This window comes from Amycolatopsis sp. NPDC101161, from assembly GCF_044768185.1.
Taxonomy (GTDB): domain Bacteria; phylum Actinomycetota; class Actinomycetes; order Mycobacteriales; family Pseudonocardiaceae; genus Amycolatopsis.
On record NZ_JBIWPI010000004.1, the window covers coordinates 199,975 to 216,324 of the forward strand.

The following is a 16,350-nucleotide window of genomic DNA, read 5'->3' on the forward strand; positions in this document are numbered from 1 at the left end:
GGTTGTGTTGCTCGCGGGGGCCGGCCCCGGGGGGGGGGGGGGGGGGGGGGGGGGGGGGGGCGGGGGGGGGGGGGGGCCCCGGGGGGGGGGGGGGGGGGCCCCCCCCCCCCCCCCCCGCGGCCTACCCTGAACCGGTGGAAGGGCGGCCCGAGTGAGCGAGAGCGTCGGCGAACGCCTGCGTGAGCTGCGCACCGAGCGCGGGCTCACGCAGCGCGAACTGGCCGGGCCGCAGTACTCGGCGGCGTACGTGTCGTCGGTCGAGACCGGCGCGCGGACGCCGTCGGGCGACGCGTTGCGGTTCTTCGCCCAGCAGCTGGGCATCGACCCGGACGAACTGCTCGGCGGCAGCTCCCCGCGCGAGCTGATCGAGCTCGACCTCGAGCTCATCGAGACGGCGGAACGGTTCCTGGCCGGCGACGTCCGCCGCGCGCTCCCGCGGATGCAGCGGATCCGCCGTCAAGCCGAACGCCTCGACCGGCCGCGGCAGGCGGGGATCGCGCTGCTGTGGCTGGCCGGGTACTCGACCGGCGACGTCCGCACGAAGTACGTCGCGGAGGCCGAGACGACGCTGTCGGGCGAGCCGCCGCCGGTGCGGGCGATGGTCGTGCCGCTGCGCGCGGCGGTGCTGTCCGGCTGGGGCGAGGCGCAGTATTCCTTGCACCTGCTGGAAACCTGCCACGCGGAGCTGCTGCGCGACGGGTACCCGCAGCCGTCGATGCTGCTGACGCTGCGGGCGTGCCTGGCCGAGCGGCACCTGCGCCAGGGTGACCTGGAACGGTCCGCGGAGTACGCCGAGTCGGCGCTGCGGCTCGCCCGGGGCGGCCCGGCGGTGCTGGCCGAGCTGACCCGCAGCCACCTCGAGGTGTGCCGCAGCCACCTGGCGGCCGACCGGTTCGCCGACGCGACCGCGTCGATCTCCGCGGCCTACGACCTGATGCAGGAACGGGCGCTGCACCCGGCGATGGCGCACTGCCTGCTGGCCCGGGCCCGGGTCCGCGGCCGCGCGGGCGACGTCGAGGGCGCGCTGGCCGACCTCGGCGCGGCGCGGGAGACGGCGTGGCCGGACGACGTCCCGGCGATCACCGTCGAGCTGGCGGCGGAGTACCTGGCGGCGGGCCGGCTGCAGACGGCGTCGGCGTTGCTCGACCAGGTCCGCCCGGCCGTCGTCGCGGGCACGCCGCTGGCGGCGGAACTGCGGCTGCAGCTGGGGTCGCTGGCCCGGGCGCGCGGCGACGCCCGCGGCGCGGCGGAGTACCTGCGGGCGGCGGTCGAGCTCGCGACCGGGCTGGGCGCGCGCGGCGTGTTGGTGCGGGCCTTGCGGCCGTTGAGCGAGCTGCTGGGCGAGACCGGAAAGCAGGAAGAGGCCGCGAACGTGCTGCGGAACGGGCTGATCGCGCTGGGCGCCGAAGCCGACTGAATCGTTTTCCTGAGCAGCGCTGAGGATTCCCGATGATCGAGATCGTCCGGCGTTCGGATGGTGTCCGGGACAGTCCCTACGAAAGTCGTTCCGGCGCGGAACGCACGGCGAATCCCCAGCACGGGCGGGGTTTGTACGAATTGACCGGTGAATCCGGAACGCGGCATTGGTCCGTTCGGCGCATTGACGCCCGGAACGGCTGATCCTTTACTCGGATGCGTCCGGACGCATACCTGCTGTTGATCCCCGGGACACGTCCCCCTTTTCCTTCACCACAACCATCCTTCGTGGAAGGAAGACCTCGATGACCCATCGTGGGTTCAGAACGGGCTTGGCGGCCGCCGCCGGGCTCGCCTTGTCGCTCGCGCTGCCGGTGGCCCCGGCGAGCGCGACCCCGGCGGCCCAGCCCGCCGCCCCGGACGTCGCCGCCGCCCGCGCCGCCGACCAAGCGGCCGCTTCGGGCCTGGACGCGCTCAAGCGTGGTCCCGCCGAAGCCTTCCAGCGCGTCGGCCTCACGGCCGGCGGCGGCGGGCTGTTCTACGGCGCCTACCAGCGCACCTACCAGGGCCTGCGGGTCGTGGGCGGGGACGCGGTCGTCGTCGCCGACGGGGCCGGGCGCGTCCGCGGGACCAGCGCCGCCGAGACCGCCCCGATCACCGTCGGGACGCAGGCCGCGCTCGACGCCGCGAAGGCCGCGGCCACCGCGCGCGCTCAACTGCCCACTGTGGACAGTGTGAGCACGCCGGAGAAGGTCGTGCTGGCCGGGGCGAGCCCGAAGCTCGCGTACGAGGTCGTCGTCGCCGGGCGCACCGCCACGGCACCGAGCAACCTGCACGTGTTCGTCGACGCGGCGACCGGCGCGGTGCTCGACAAGCGCGACGACGTCAAGACGTTCGCCTCGGGCGCCCGCACCCAGGCTCAGCCCGCCACGGTGAACGTGGCCGGCACCGGCAACAGCTACTACGTCGGCAACGTCTCCATCGACACCACGCAGTCGGGCAGCACGTACACGCTGCGCGACCCGGGCCGCACCGGCATCAGCTGTGGCCGCGAGGGCGGTTCGGTCTACAGTGGACCGGACAACAGCTGGGGCAACGGCTCCGGCACGGACCTCGAGACCGGCTGCGTCGACGTCCTCTACAGCGTGCAGACCGAGTGGAAGATGCTCGCCGACTGGCTCGGCCGCAACGGCATCAACGGCAGCGGCACCGGCTACCCGGCCTCGGTCGGCCTCGCCGACGTCAACGCCTACTGGAACGGCTCGTCGACGCACTTCGGGCACTCGCAGGACAACCAGCGCCAGGCCACCTCGATGGACGTCGTCGGCCACGAGTTCGGCCACGGCATCTTCCAGTTCACCCCGGGCGGTGCCGGTTCCGGCAACGAGAACGGCGGCATGAACGAGTCCACCGGCGACATCTTCGGCGCGCTGACCGAGGCGTACGCGAACAACGCCAAGGACACCCCGGACTACGAGGTCGGCGAGGGCGTCAACCTGGTCGGCCAGGGCCCGATCCGCTACATGTACCAGCCGTCGAAGGTCGGCGACCCGAACTGCTACTCGTCGTCGATCCCGAGCACCGAGGTGCACGCGGCGGCCGGCCCGCAGAACCACTGGTTCTACCTGCTGGCCGAAGGCTCGAACCCGGGTGGCGGCAAGCCGGCCAGCCCGACCTGCAACAACTCCAGCGTCACCGGCGTCGGCATCCAGAAGGCCGGCAAGATCTTCTACAACGGCCTGCTGAAGAAGACCTCGTCGTGGAACCACAAGGCCGCCCGCAAGGCGACCCTCGAAGCCGCGATCGCGCTCTTCCCGGGCAGCTGCACCGAATACAACGCCACCAAGGCCGCGTGGGACGCCGTCTCCGTCACGGCGGCGACCGGTGAGCCGACGTCGTGCAGCGGCGGCGGCGCGGACTACTCGGTGGCGCTGAACCCGGCTTCGGGTTCGGTGCAGCCGGGTGCCTCGGCCACCACCACGGTCAGCACCGCGATCACCTCCGGCGCGGCGCAGTCGATCACGCTGTCCGCGTCCGGTCTCCCGGCCGGCGCGACGGCGACGTTCAGCCCGGCGACCATCCAGTCCGGCGGTTCTTCGACGCTGACCATCGCGACGACGTCGTCGACCCCGACCGGCAGCTTCCCGGTCACGATCACCGCCGACGGGACCACCACCGACCACACGGCGCAGTACACGCTGACCGTCGGGACCACCTCGTCGTGCGCCCCGGTGACCAACTCGACGCGGCTGAACATCCCGGACTACCCGGCGAGCGCGGTCAGCAGCACCAGCACCGTCAGCGGCTGCACGCGCAACGCGTCCAGCACCACCAAGGTCGAGGTGCACATCACCCACACCTACCGCGGTGACCTGGTCCTCGACCTGGTCGCGCCGGACGGCACCGCCTACCGGCTGAAGAACTCCAGCAGCGACTCCACCCCGAACATCGACACCACCTACACCGTGAACGCTTCTTCGGAAGCCGCGAACGGCGCGTGGCAGCTCCGCATCCGAGACGTCGGCCCCGCCGACACCGGTTACCTGTCCTCCTGGACGTTGACCGTGTAGCACTCCCCACCCCGTGAAGGCCGCACCAGCCCGGTGCGGCCTTCACGGTCGTTCTCCCCAACCCCCACCGAAGGAATTCACCGCCATGAAGTGGAAGAGCAAGATCGGCGCCGGGGTCACCGCCCTGGCGGCCGTGTTGGGCGTTGTCAGCGCGCCAGCGGCCACCGCCGCGCCTGCCACGGCGCTCGCCGCGCCGGACATCTCCCTGGCCAACATCAAGACCCACCTCAACCAGCTGCAGACCATCGCCAACAACAACGGCGGCACGCGCTCGGCGCGTGGCGGCGGGTACGCGGCGTCGGTGTCCTATGTGGAGAACCTGCTCAAGAACGCGGGTTTCACCACGACCCGGCAGACGTGCACCAGCTGCATCGGCCAGTCGCAGAACCTGATCGCGGAGTGGCCGCAGGGTGACGCGAGCCAGGTCATCATGCTCGGCGCGCACCTCGACAGCGTCAGCGCCGGCCCGGGCATCAACGACAACGGCTCCGGCAGCGCGTCGATCCTCGAAACCGCGCTGACGCTGGCCCGCACCAACCCGGCGATGGCCAAGCGCGTCCGGTTCGCCTGGTGGGCCGACGAGGAGTCCGGCCTGGTCGGCTCCAAGTACTACGTCAACAACCTGCCGAGCAGCGAGCGCACGAAGATCAAGACCTACCTCAACTTCGACATGATCGGCTCGAAGAACTGGGGCTACTTCGTCTACGACGACGTCGCTTCCATCAAGGCGATCTTCGACGAGTACTTCTCCTCCATCGGCATCCAGACCGAGGGCGACAGCGAAGGCGACGGCCGTTCCGACCACGCGTCCTTCAAGAGCGCGGGCATCCCGGTCGGCGGGCTGGCCACCGGTGCCGGCGACATCAAGAGCTCGGCGCAGGCCCAGAAGTGGGGCGGCACCGCGGGTTCGCCGTTCGACAACTGCTACCACCGCGCGTGCGACACGACGGCCAACATCCCGGACACCCCGCTGGAGAAGAACTCGGACGCGATCGGGTACGCGCTCTGGAAGCTCGCCGTGGCCACCACGCAGGGCAACGACTTCTCCGTCGCGCTCAACCCCACCGCCGGGACCGTCCAACCGGGACAGTCGCTGCAGGTCGCGGTGAACACCACGACGACGTCCGGCAGCGCGCAGTCCATCTCGCTGTCGGCCTCGGGACTGCCCGCGGGCGCGACGGCGTCGTTCAGCCCGGCGACGATCTCCTCCGGCGGCTCCTCGACGCTGACCATCTCGACGTCGGCTTCGACGCCGACGGGTACGTTCCCGATCACCGTGACCGCGGACGGTGCGAGCGTCGACCACACGGCGTCGTTCTCGCTCGGCGTCGGGACGTCCTCGTGCGCGCCGGTGACCAACTCGACGCGCCTCGACATCCCGGACTACCCGGGTGCCGCGGTGAACAGCACCGCGACCGTCGGCGGCTGCGCGCGCAATGCGTCCAGCACCACCAAGGTCGAGGTGCACATCACCCACACCTACCGCGGTGACCTGGTCATCGACCTCGTCGCCCCGGACGGCACGGCGTACCGGCTGAAGAACTCGAGCAGCGACTCGACGCCGAACCTCGACACCATCTACACCGTCAACGCCTCTTCGGAGGCCGCTAACGGCGCCTGGCAGCTGCGGATCCGCGACGTCGGCCCGGCCGACACCGGATATCTGTCCTCCTGGACGCTGACCGTCTGACCCCGGCCTGGGGCGCCCTTCGCCGGGCGCCCCAGGTTGTCTAGACCACCCGTTCGTAGGTAGTCACCGGTTCCCCGCGGCCCATATCGTGATCGGACACGCCGCGTTCGCCCTCAACGACGATGGGAATCGGTATGTCCGGTCGCAGAAACCGCCTGTTCGGAACCCTTCTGGCAGCGGCTTTGGCCGTCCCGCTGCTCGTGTCGGCCCCCGCGCAGGGGGCGGTGCAGGCCGACACGTGCGCGGTGAAACCGCGGCCCGCCGGCAAAGTTCTCCAGGGGTACTGGGAGAACTGGGACGGCGCCGCGAACGGCGTCCACCCCGGCATGGGGTGGGTGCCGATCACCGACAGCCGCATGGCCCAGCACGGCTACAACGTCCTCAACGCCGCCTTCCCGGTGATCCGGTCCGACGGGACCGTGTTGTGGGAGAACGGGATGGACGCCGGGGTCAAGGTGTCGACGCCGGCCGAGATGTGCGCGGCGAAGGCCGCGGGCGCGACGATCCTGCTGTCGATCGGCGGCGCGGCGGCCGGGATCGACCTGTCGTCGTCAGCGGTGGCCGACAAGTTCGTCGCCACGGTCGTGCCGATCCTGAAGCAGTACAACTTCGACGGGATCGACATCGACATCGAGACCGGGCTGACCGGCAGCGGCAACATCAAGACGCTGTCGGCGTCGCAGTCGAACCTGATCCGGATCATCGACGGCGTGCTCGCCCAGATGCCGGCGGGCTTCGGGCTGACGATGGCGCCGGAGACGGCGTACGTGACCGGCGGCAGCATCACGTACGGCTCGATCTGGGGCGCGTACCTGCCGATCATCAAGAAGTACGCGGACAACGGCCGCCTGTGGTGGCTGAACATGCAGTACTACAACGGGTCGATGTACGGCTGCTCCGGCGATTCGTACCAGGCCGGGACCGTGCAGGGCTTCACCGTGCAGACGCAGTGCCTGAACAACGGCCTGGTCGTGCAGGGCACGACGATCCGCGTGCCGTACGACAAGCAGGTCCCGGGCCTGCCGGCGCAGCCCGGCGCGGGCGGAGGTTATATGTCGCCGAGCCTGGTTTCCCAGGCGTGGCGGTCGGTTCCGGGACTGAAGGGCCTGATGGACTGGTCCATCAACTGGGACGGCTCGAAGGGCTGGACGTTCGGCAACAACGTGAAGTCGTTGCAGGGCCGCTGATCCGCACCACCCGAGCACCGGCCCGGACTCGTTCCGGGCCGGTGGTCCCGATCAGCGTCCCGCTAGTTCCGACCGCACCAGCTCCAGCAGGCGCCCCACCCAGTTGGCGCCGCCGGAGCTCCAGTACCGCGACCCCCAATCGCCGTAGAGCAGCCGGGCGTCGCCGGTTTCCGTCAGGCACCGTGCCATCGCCGGATGCCGGTCGAACTTGTCCCGCAGGAGCGCGGCCATCACCCCGAGCCGCACCGCGGACCAGCCGCCCCGGCGGGGTGCCCGCTCGGCGAGGATCCGGGCTTCGCGGCCGAGCTCGACGGCGGCGATCCGATCGTGCCAGGCGGCGTCGTCGGTGGACAGCGCCCAGTAAGCGTGCATGACCGTCCGGTACTCCCGGCCGTCGTGCACAACCGGTGCCGGGTAGTCGATCTGCAACACCTCGGGGCCCGGTGGCTCCGGCCAGCCGGTCGGGTAGACCCCGACGTCGATCCGCAGCGGGATCGCGCCCGGTGTCTCCGGCCCGTCCGCCGCGTTCCGCTGCCGCGACTCGGCGACATCGCGCTCGCCGCGGCGGAAGTACTCCAGCGCCCACTCCTGCTTCTCCGGCGTCACGGTGATCGTGCGGTCCGGGTGGCGGGCGGGGATCGTCTCGCCCACTCCGGCAAGCAGGATCCGCACCGGCACGTCGTTCTGGTCCATGTCACCGAGCAGGTAGATCCGCCGGTGTTCGGGCACCGCGTGGTACCGCTCGCGGACGATCTCCAGGTTGGTGGGGCTCGGCTCGGCGGCGTACGCGACCAGTGCGTCCCGGCAGCGCCCGGAGGAATCCGGCCGGTCGTTGAGCCGATCCACCTCGTCGGAGAGGTCCGCGATGAGGAGTTCGGGCGTCAACCAGGACTCCAGCCGCGCGGTGCCGGCGGCGGTGCCGTTCACGATGACCCGCGCGTCCTCGGGTGGGGTCAGGGTCAGGGTGCCGTCGGCGAATGCGGTGCGAAGGCCGTCGAAGTCGGTCGTCTCCCACGGCCAGGCGACGACGCCGTCGGCGTAGACGGCGAGAGTGGTCAGGATGCACCTGTCGTGTTCGCGGACGAAGATCAGGCGTTGCCGCCCCTGAACGACGTCGCCCTCGACGGGGCGCCAGGTCGGAGTGGTGTCCGGCATGCGGCAAGCCTAGGAGTCGCCCGCCGGAATGGGGTCGTCGTACTCGCCTGACGGGCCGGCGTAGGACTTGCCGTTCGGGAACGGCCACGGGTTCGGGACGCAGCCGTGCAGCCCGAGCGTCTGCTGTTCCATCACCGGCGCCGGCCGGCCCGCGCCCGGGCACAGCTCGTGGCCGTGGCCGAGCCGGTGCCCGGTCTCGTGGGTGACCATGTACTGGCGGTAGACGTCGAGCGGGGCCCCGTAGTTAGGGACGGCGTTGGCCCAGCGGGCGACGTTGAGCACGACGTTGCTGCCGTTGCGGCAGGAGGTGTAGCCGTCCGGGGAGCCGCCGCACAGCTTGTCGCGGCTGGCGGGGGTGGCCAGGTAGATGGTGAAGTCGGCGTCGTCGTCCGGGCCGACCTGCTGCAGCCGCCACTCGCCGCCGCCGGTCCAGCCGCGCGGGTCGCCGAGGATGCCGCGGATGGCCTTGGCGAACGCGGCGGGCCCGACGCCGTCGATGTCGGTTTCCAGGGCGATCCGGTACCGCATGAGCTTGCCCTGCGTGCCGGCCACTTCGGCGCTGCCGGGGGTGAACATCCACTGGCCCGAGCCGGTGCGCGGGAAGCTGATCTGCTGCGCGGCCTGGGTCACCGGCTGCTGCGGCTTTTCGGCGGGCGGCGGCGGAAGCGCGGTGGCATCCCCGATGTCGGTGAGCACGGGCCCGGCCGCGGGCGCGGCGACGGGCTGCTGTTCACAGGCGGTGAGCACCCCGGCCACGGCCAGCACGAGCACGCCGACGACGGCGGCCCGCCTGGCGGTTTTCGGCATGGGTCCTCCCGGATGCGCGGCTTTCACCGGGGAATACGGCCCGCGGCGGCGAAAAGTTGCGGTGACGCTCGATGGCGCAGCGTCACCGCAGTTCAGGAGCGGTCAGTGTGACGAGGACCACTTGACGTGCATCCACCGGTCGAGCGAGGGAGCGGCTCCGGATCTCAGGTCAACAGTCGTGGCTGCTGTCGCCGCGGCGATCATCGCGGGCAGGACGTCGAAGTCCGTCCGGCAGTCCGAGCTGAACGCCCAGCGAGTACGCGATCTCGCGGAACGGCTTCACGAAAAGAAGTACGAAGTCCACAAGCCCAGGGTGAACATGCTCTCGAACCTTTCAGGAGGTGACGTTCCCGCGCAGAAGCCCTAGCCGAACTGCTCGGAAACCTGTCGTCGCGTTTCAGCGGTTCATGCAAGCCGCCTTCAAGTGCGACACGATCACGTCGTCGGCCTGAGAACTCATTCAGCTGAGGAACTTGCGCAGCACCTCGGCCACCTGCCGGATCTCCGCCGTCCGCACGTTCTCCTGCTTCGTGTGCGCCAAGGTCGGGTTGCCCGGGCCGAAGTTGACCGCCGGCATGCCCAACGCCGCGAAGCGCGCCACGTCCGTCCAGCCCAGCTTGGCCGCCGCGCGGCCGCCCGCCGCCGTCACCAGCTCCGCCGCCGCTGGGGCCGACAAGCCCGGCAGGGCTCCCGGGGAAAGGTCCACAACGGACAGTTCGTACCCGTCGAACACCTCGCGCAGGTGGCGCTCGGCCGCTGCCGGCGAACGGTCGGGGGCGAAGCGGAAGTTGACCGTCAGCACCGCCGCGTCCGGGACCACGTTGCCCGCCACCCCGCCGCCGATCGACGTCGCCTGGAGGCCTTCGCGGTAGGTCAGCCCGTCGATGTCGACGATCCGTGGCGCGTACTCCGCCAGCCGCCGCAGGGGCTCGGCCAGCGCGTGGATCGCGTTCTCCCCCATCCACGCCCGCGCCGTGTGCGCGCGCTTGCCGGACAGCCGCAGCTCGACGCGCATCGTGCCCTGGCAGCCGGCCTCGATCACGCCGTTCGACGGCTCGCCGACGATCGCCAGGTCGCCCGCCAGCCACTCCGGCAGCTCGCGCTCGATCCGGCCGAGGCCGTTCTTGACCGCTTCGACCTCTTCGTTGTCGTAGAAGATGAACGTGACGTCGTGCTTGGGCTCGGCCAGCGTCGCCGCGAGGTGCAGGAAGACCGCGTCGCCGCCCTTCATGTCGACCGTGCCGAGGCCGTGCAGGACCTCGTCGTCGCCACTGCCTTCGCGCCGCGAAGGCAGGTTGCCGTTCTCCGGCACGGTGTCCAGGTGCCCGGCGAGCACGACCCGCGAAGCGCGGCCGAGGTTCGTGCGCGCGAGCACGGCGTCGCCGTTGCGGACCACCTCGAGGTGGGATGCCTGCTCCTGAAGCGCTTTCTGCACCGCCGCCGCGATCTCGGCCTCCGCGCCCGACACGCTGAAGGTGTCCACGAGCGCGGCGGTCAGGTCGACGGGGTCGGCGTGCAGGTCGAGGCTCATGCCCGGCACGCTACCGTGAGGGTGTGCGTACGTTCGGAGTCGCCGTGGGCGGCGCGGTGCTGGTCCTGGTCCTGTCCGGCTGCGGCGGCGAAGCGGGTCCGACGCCCAAGCAGGGCGGCGAGCCGGGCCCGGACGCGCTCCCGACGAAGCTCGACGCGCTGACCGTCGACCAGTGCTACGCGAGCCCGCGCACCCAGCTGCCGAAGGGCTGTGAGAAGTACGTCACGGAGGTCGGCAACGTCCCCGGCTCGGCCCGCAAGCGCGCGAACGACCGCGACCCGCAGCTGGTCGCCGAAGCGGACAAGCTCGACACCGCCGTGAAGGCCTTCCGGAGCGCGGGCTGCACGACCGTCCCCGACCCGGGCGGCCCGTGCACGCAGGCGCTCGTCGACATCGCCGGCGCGCTCGGGGACCTGAAGAAGCAGGTAGACGCGCGGCCCACGAGTGGTTGATCCGCGTCACTCGACTACCGTGTCGGGCGTGAGCGAGCAGAGCCCGAACCCCGAAACGACCGGCGCCAGCGGCGTCGGGCTGGCCACCGTCGCGACCGACGGGACGGTCCTCGACACCTGGTACCCGCACCCGAAGCTGACCGAAGGCGGCACGCCCGGGACCGAGCGCCTGAGCGCGGAAGAGGCCACCGAGCTGCTCGGCGAAGCCGCCGCGGCGCTGCTCGGCCCGGACACCGACCGCGGGGTCGAGGTCGTCGCCGTCCGCACGACGATCGGCAAGCTCGCCGACGCGCCCGCGGACACCCACGACATGTACCTGCGGCTGCACCTGCTCTCGCACCGGCTGGTCCGCCCGCACGGCCAGAACCTCGACGGCATGTTCGGCCTGCTGGCCAACGTCGTGTGGACCAACCACGGCCCGTGCCCGGTCGAAGGCTTCGAGACGACCCGGCTGCGCCTGCGCTCGCGCGGCGCGGTCACCGTCTACAGCGTCGACAAGTTCCCGCGGATGGTCGACTACGTCCTGCCGTCCGGCGTCCGGATCGGCGACGCCGACCGCGTCCGGCTCGGCGCGCACCTGGCGTCCGGCACGACCGTGATGCACGAGGGCTTCGTGAACTTCAACGCCGGCACGCTCGGCGCGTCGATGGTCGAGGGCCGGATCTCGGCCGGCGTGGTCGTCGGCGACGGCTCGGACGTCGGCGGCGGCGCGTCGATCATGGGCACGCTCTCGGGCGGTGGCAAGGAGACGATCTCGCTGGGCGAGCGCTGCCTGATCGGCGCGAACGGCGGCGTCGGGATCTCGCTGGGCGACGACACGGTCGTCGAGGCCGGCCTGTACGTCACGGCGGGGACGAAGGTCGTCGTCGAGGGCAAGGTCGTGAAGGCCCGCGAGCTCAACGGCATCACGGGCGCGGTCTTCCGCCGCAACTCGGCGACCGGCGCGGTCGAGGTCGTGCCGCGGACCGGCTCCGGCGTCGAGCTGAACTCGATGCTGCACGCGAACGACTGAGGCTGTTCGTTCACTTAGTATTCATGAGGTGACCACCGAATCGTTGCCTCGAACCCCGGCGGAGCTGGGCCTGCCGGAGCTCCCGGTCGAGGTGGGCCCGGCCGACCCGGCGGTCCACCACGTGCGCGCGAAGCTCGACCGGGAGATCCGCGCCCTGCTCGCGCACGAAGCCGGGACGCGCTCCGGCGCCGACCCCGAGGACCTGCACCAGATGCGCGTCGCGCTGCGGCGGATGCGCAGCGTGCTGAAGCTGTCGGGTGAGCTGGTCGGGGACGGCGCCGAGCCGGTGCGCGCGGAGCTGGGCTGGCTCGGGCAGTCGCTCGGCGAGGTGCGCGACCACGACGTCCTGATCGGGCACCTGCGCGAGGTCATCGCCGACTTCGAGGTCCGCGACCAGCCGGCCGGCCGCCGGCTGGTGTCCCGGTTCGTCACCGAGCGCGCGGCGGCCAAGCGGCGGCTGACGCGGGCGCTGTCGAGCGCGCGGTATTCGACGTTGCTGCAGGAGGTCAGCCTGCTTACCCGGTCGTCCGGAGTGGCGCCCGCCGAGCCGCACGACCTGGTGACGGGGCTGGCGAAACCGCACCGCAAGCTGGCCAAGGCGGTCCGCGCGCTGCCGGCGGACCCGCCGGACGACGACCTGCACGCGCTGCGCATCCACGGCAAGAAGCTCCGGTACGCGGCGGAGCTGGCCCAGACGTCGGCGAAGAAGAAGCGCGCGAAGCGGATCAAGAAGCTGATCAAGGCGACGAAGGACTTCCAGACGGTGCTGGGCGACCACCAGGACGCGGTGATCGCGGCCGAGCGGATGCGCACGGTCCTGGCGACGGCGGACGGCGAGATGGGGTTCGTCGCCGGCCGCATCGCCGAGCGCGAGCTGGCCCGCCGCACCGAGGCCCGCGCGGCTTGGCGAGACGCGTGGGCCAAGGTCGACGCGGCCGCGAAGGCCCTGCACGCCTGACCCGAGCCAGTCCGCCGCGCCGAGAGGCCCGCACGACCTGCCACACTGCCGGGCCGCGATCGACGCCGCCGCGAAGGCCCTGCACGCCTGACCCGAGCCGATCCGCCGCGCCGAGAGGCCCGCACGACCTGCCGCACCGCCCGGGGCCGCAGTCGCCACCGCCCGGCCGCCCAAGCCGACCTGCCCATCCGAAAGTTCGGGCGAGGCGCCTCAGGCCGTGATCGACCAGACGTAACCGTCCGGGCGGACCAGCACCTCGGCACCCGGTTTCACGTCGTAAGCCGCGTACGCGTGGCCGCCGTCGTCGACCAGATCCGTGCCCGTCGCGACGCTCCCCGCCGGCAGGATCCGGTACCCCTCCGCCGGCCCGTCGCCGAAGACCAGGCGCGTCGCGTGCGGGCCGCGGAACAGCTCGAACAACCGGACTCGCTTGCCGTTCGCGTCGGTCAGCGGTGAGTCGGGCGCGCGGTCGCCCGGCCGCAGCGCGCCGTCGCCGGCCGGGGACAGCGGGCCGCCGCGGTAGCTGATGTCCAGCTGCTGCGTCTCTTCGCCGCGGCGGTGGGCGTCCTCGTCGCCGTCGACGTACTTCTGCATCAGCCCGGTCGAGACCCCGAGCACCCGCGCCGCCACCGTCCGGCGCTCGGCCTCGTAGCTGTCGAGCAGCTCGGGCGAGCCGTCCGCGAGCTTCCAGCCCAGGTTGTAGGCGTCCTGGACGCCCGTGTTCAGGCCCTGGCCGCCGGTCGGCGGGTGGACGTGCGCGGAGTCGCCGGCCAGGAAGACGCGGCCGTCGCGGAACCGCGCGGCCAGCCGGACGTTCGGCCGCCACACCGTCGACCACGCCAGGTCCGACAGCGTGATCCCGCCGCCGCTCAGCGCGTCGAGACGTGCCTGGATCGCCGGCAGCGCCGTCTCGGTGTCGAGGTCGCCGTCGCCCAGCGGTGAGCCGAACTGGAACCACGGCGTGCCCGGCAGCGGGCTGAACATCATGCCGCGCATCGGGTCGTCCGGCGCGCCGAACCAGTGCCCGTAGCCGCGGTCGAGGCCTTCGGCGTGGACGTCGCCGAGCAGCATCCGGATCGACTCGTCGGTGGTGCCCTCGAACGCGATCCCCAGCGCCTTGCGCACGAAGCTCTTGCCGCCGTCGGCGCCGACGAGGTACTCCGCCCGGACGGTCTCCCCCGTGCTCAGCGTGGCCGTGACGCCGTCGGCGTCCTGCTCGAAGCCGGTCAACGCGGTCGCCGGTTCGACGCGGACGCCGAACTCGGCCAGCCGGTCGCGCAGGATGCCCTCGGTCTGCGACTGGCCGAGGAACCAGCCGGTGGTGTACGGCCGGTCCGGCGTCGGGTCGACCACGTCGAACACCATCCGCTCGCCGACGACCTCGCCGCCGACGTGGATCCGCATCGGCACCGGCGCGGCCCCCTGCGCCAGCACCGCGTCCAGCACGCCGAGGTCCTCGAAGACCTCCAGGGTCCGCGGCTGGAGCCCGTCGCCGCGCGAGCCGGCGAAGAACGTCTCGGCCTTGTCGATGATCCGCACGGCGACGTCGCGCCGCGCCAGCTCGATGGCCAGCGTCAGCCCGGTCGGTCCGGCCCCCGCGATCAGCACCCGTGTGTCCATGTCGTCCTCCCAGTGAACCATAATTCAGTGAATCTGAATTCAGGATGACACTGCTAGCGTCCCGCGTCAAGGAGGTGCCGGTGAACCGCAAGGAGAAGGCCGCGGAGACCGAGGCCGCGCTGAAGGCGGCCGCCCGGCGCGTGTTCGCGCGCAAGGGCTACCTGAACACCAAGATCACGGACATCACCGCCGAAGCGGGCCGGGCCGCGGGGTCGTTCTACAACCACTTCGCGGGCAAGGAAGAGCTGCTCGAGGCGCTCCTGGCCGACATCGCGGCGTCCAGCGACGAGAGCGCGACCTCCGAAGACCACCTCTCGGACTTCAGCGACCCGGCGGCCGTGCGCTGGCACGTGGCCCAGTACTGGGACTTCTACAAGGAACACGCGGCGACGATGCAGGCGCTGCGCCAGGCGTCGATGGTGAACGAGGCGTTCGCCCGGACGCTGGCGAGCTTCGGCGCGACCCAGGGCGCGGACCTGGACGGCCACCTCGCGCACGTGACGGCCGCCGGGCTCCGGTTGCCGGCGAGCACGGAGCTCTCGATCGCGATGATGTACCAGCTGGTCGACAGCTTCGCGCAGATGTGGCTGCTCGGCTCGCCGCCGGCCGGGTGGACCCCGCCGACCGACGAAGAGGCGGTCGAGGCGCTCACCCGGTTCGTCTACCGGGGCTTCACGGGCCGGGACTACTGACCGCGTTCGGGGCACGACGGAGGATGACCGATCCCGCGCGGCCGGGACAATGGGGGGACATCCGATTCCGGAAATCGAGGGGAAACCGTCGCATGAGCGCGTTCAGCGAAAACCCGGAAATCGTCAAGTTCGTCTACTGGGACAACCTGACCTACAGCCCGCCGGGATCGCGCGCGCCCGAAGAATGGGACCCCGCGCTCGGCGTCCGGCTGTATGAAAACTACCTCTCGCACTGCGAAGAAGCGGAACGGCTGGGTTACGCCGCCGTCAGCCTGCCGGAGCACTTCGGGCCGTCTTCGCCGTGCCCGCACCCGAACATCCTGATGGCCGCGATCGCCGCCCGGACCAGCCGCGTGCGGATCCTCTCCGGCGTCAACCTGCCCCTGCTGCACCACCCGGTCCAGCTCGCCGAGCAGTTCGCCATGATCGACGTGCTCTCCGGCGGACGGCTCGAAGTGGGCCTCGGCCGGCACGGCGACCGCGCCGCCCACGAGCACGCGGTCGATCTCATCGACGGCGTGCTCAACGGCTACGACCACCCCGTGGCCCGGGCCGACCTCACCCCCGCCACGGCCGCGTTCACCCCCGGCGTCGAGACCGCGAAGGTCACCGCCTGGCCGCGGCCGGCGCAGCCCCGCGTGCCGCTCTGGGTGGCGGCGACCAGCGACGGCTCCCTGGCCGCCGCGGCCCGGCGCGGCTGGGGCGTGTTCACCGGCTTGAACATCACGCCGACGGCCGGCGGCATGGCGCCGATGAGCATCGCGAAAAAGCTGCCGCGGTTGCGCCGCTACCTGGAAATCGGCGGGGAAAACGGCCACGACCTGACGATGGCGAACGTCGCGGTGAGCTGCTTCACGGTGATCGCCGAGACCGACCGGAAAGCGGCCGGAATGGTCCGCGACGGCTTTGTCCGGCACATCGAAGCTTCGGCCGGACACCTTTCCCGCGTGGCCGGCGGCGCACCCGGGGAAACGTCGCTGGAAGCGCTGGCCGACCGGGAGGAAACGGGGCTGCGCGCGGTCCTCGAAGCCCCGGCCGAGGCCTACCTCGAGAACCCGTTCGCCCTCGTGGGGTCGGTCGAGACGGTCCGGGACAAGCTGACCGCCCTGCGCGCGGCCGGGCTTTCGCGGTTCATGCTCTTCTGCGGCGGCGTGGGCACGGCGCACGAGCTGGCCTGGGAGTCCGCGGCCGCGATGGCCCAGGACGTCGCGCCCGGCCTCTTCGCCGCGACGAAGAAGCCGCTCCGGCTGGCCGGCTGAC

General features: G+C 71.6%; 14 protein-coding genes. 10 read left to right on the forward strand and 4 right to left on the reverse strand.

The annotated features are described in order from the left end of the window. Positions 1-151: 151 nt before the first annotated feature. From ACIRSS_RS28390 to ACIRSS_RS28405, 4 genes are all read left to right on the forward strand, one after another. A complete protein-coding gene (locus tag ACIRSS_RS28390) occupies positions 152-1,417 on the forward strand; it encodes a helix-turn-helix domain-containing protein (RefSeq protein WP_400900133.1) in 1,266 nt (421 codons plus the stop codon). A 304-nt stretch (positions 1,418-1,721) separates the two neighbouring features. Then, positions 1,722-3,986 (forward strand): M4 family metallopeptidase, encoded by a 2,265-nt coding sequence (locus ACIRSS_RS28395; protein ID WP_400900135.1) that lies wholly within the window; start codon positions 1,722-1,724, stop codon positions 3,984-3,986. 85 nt (positions 3,987-4,071) lie between these two features. After that, a complete protein-coding gene (locus tag ACIRSS_RS28400) occupies positions 4,072-5,676 on the forward strand; it encodes a M28 family peptidase (protein ID WP_400900137.1) in 1,605 nt (534 codons plus the stop codon). 134 nt (positions 5,677-5,810) lie between these two features. Continuing rightward, on the forward strand, positions 5,811-6,863 hold the full coding sequence (locus tag ACIRSS_RS28405) for a chitinase (RefSeq protein ID WP_400900139.1): 1,053 nt from the start codon (positions 5,811-5,813) through the stop codon (positions 6,861-6,863). A 51-nt stretch (positions 6,864-6,914) separates the two neighbouring features. On the opposite strand, the gene ACIRSS_RS28410 is transcribed toward ACIRSS_RS28405, so the two are convergent. Together ACIRSS_RS28410 and ACIRSS_RS28415 are read right to left on the reverse strand one after the other, a co-directional pair. Beyond that, complete coding sequence (locus ACIRSS_RS28410; RefSeq protein ID WP_400900141.1) at positions 6,915-8,018, reverse strand: NADAR family protein; 1,104 nt, start codon at positions 8,016-8,018, stop codon at positions 6,915-6,917. A 9-nt stretch (positions 8,019-8,027) separates the two neighbouring features. Further along, positions 8,028-8,825: a DUF3152 domain-containing protein gene (locus ACIRSS_RS28415; RefSeq protein WP_400900143.1), complete on the reverse strand. Its 798-nt coding sequence runs from the start codon at positions 8,823-8,825 to the stop codon at positions 8,028-8,030. 178 nt (positions 8,826-9,003) lie between these two features. Here ACIRSS_RS28415 and ACIRSS_RS28420 point away from each other — a divergent pair, with 178 nt between their 5' ends. Next, entirely contained in the window at positions 9,004-9,192 is a 189-nt protein-coding gene (locus ACIRSS_RS28420; protein WP_400900145.1) for a hypothetical protein, read from the forward strand. Positions 9,193-9,285: 93 nt separating this feature from the next. On the opposite strand, the gene dapE is transcribed toward ACIRSS_RS28420, so the two are convergent. After that, positions 9,286-10,356, reverse strand: coding sequence for a succinyl-diaminopimelate desuccinylase (gene dapE, locus ACIRSS_RS28425; protein WP_400900147.1), 1,071 nt, complete (start codon positions 10,354-10,356; stop codon positions 9,286-9,288). 44 nt (positions 10,357-10,400) lie between these two features. On the opposite strand from dapE, the gene ACIRSS_RS28430 reads away from it, so the two are divergent. From ACIRSS_RS28430 to ACIRSS_RS28440, 3 genes are read left to right on the forward strand one after another with little or no spacing between them, the layout of a single operon-like run. Next, positions 10,401-10,808: a hypothetical protein gene (locus tag ACIRSS_RS28430; RefSeq protein WP_400901887.1), complete on the forward strand. Its 408-nt coding sequence runs from the start codon at positions 10,401-10,403 to the stop codon at positions 10,806-10,808. 28 nt (positions 10,809-10,836) lie between these two features. Beyond that, positions 10,837-11,820 (forward strand): 2,3,4,5-tetrahydropyridine-2,6-dicarboxylate N-succinyltransferase, encoded by a 984-nt coding sequence (dapD, locus tag ACIRSS_RS28435; RefSeq protein WP_400900149.1) that lies wholly within the window; start codon positions 10,837-10,839, stop codon positions 11,818-11,820. A gap of 28 nt (positions 11,821-11,848) precedes the next feature. Then, the gene (locus tag ACIRSS_RS28440; protein WP_400900151.1) at positions 11,849-12,778 is read left to right on the forward strand and encodes a CHAD domain-containing protein; all 930 of its coding nucleotides are present in this window, start codon (positions 11,849-11,851) and stop codon (positions 12,776-12,778) included. A gap of 210 nt (positions 12,779-12,988) precedes the next feature. Here ACIRSS_RS28440 and ACIRSS_RS28445 read toward each other — a convergent pair whose 3' ends face one another. Beyond that, entirely contained in the window at positions 12,989-14,398 is a 1,410-nt protein-coding gene (locus ACIRSS_RS28445; protein ID WP_400900153.1) for an FAD-dependent monooxygenase, read from the reverse strand. Between the two features lie 44 nt (positions 14,399-14,442). On the opposite strand from ACIRSS_RS28445, the gene ACIRSS_RS28450 reads away from it, so the two are divergent. Beyond that, positions 14,443-15,090, forward strand: coding sequence for a TetR/AcrR family transcriptional regulator (locus tag ACIRSS_RS28450; protein ID WP_400900155.1), 648 nt, complete (start codon positions 14,443-14,445; stop codon positions 15,088-15,090). 92 nt (positions 15,091-15,182) lie between these two features. Further along, complete coding sequence (locus ACIRSS_RS28455) at positions 15,183-16,349, forward strand: LLM class flavin-dependent oxidoreductase (RefSeq protein ID WP_400900156.1); 1,167 nt, start codon at positions 15,183-15,185, stop codon at positions 16,347-16,349. Position 16,350 lies beyond the last annotated feature (1 nt).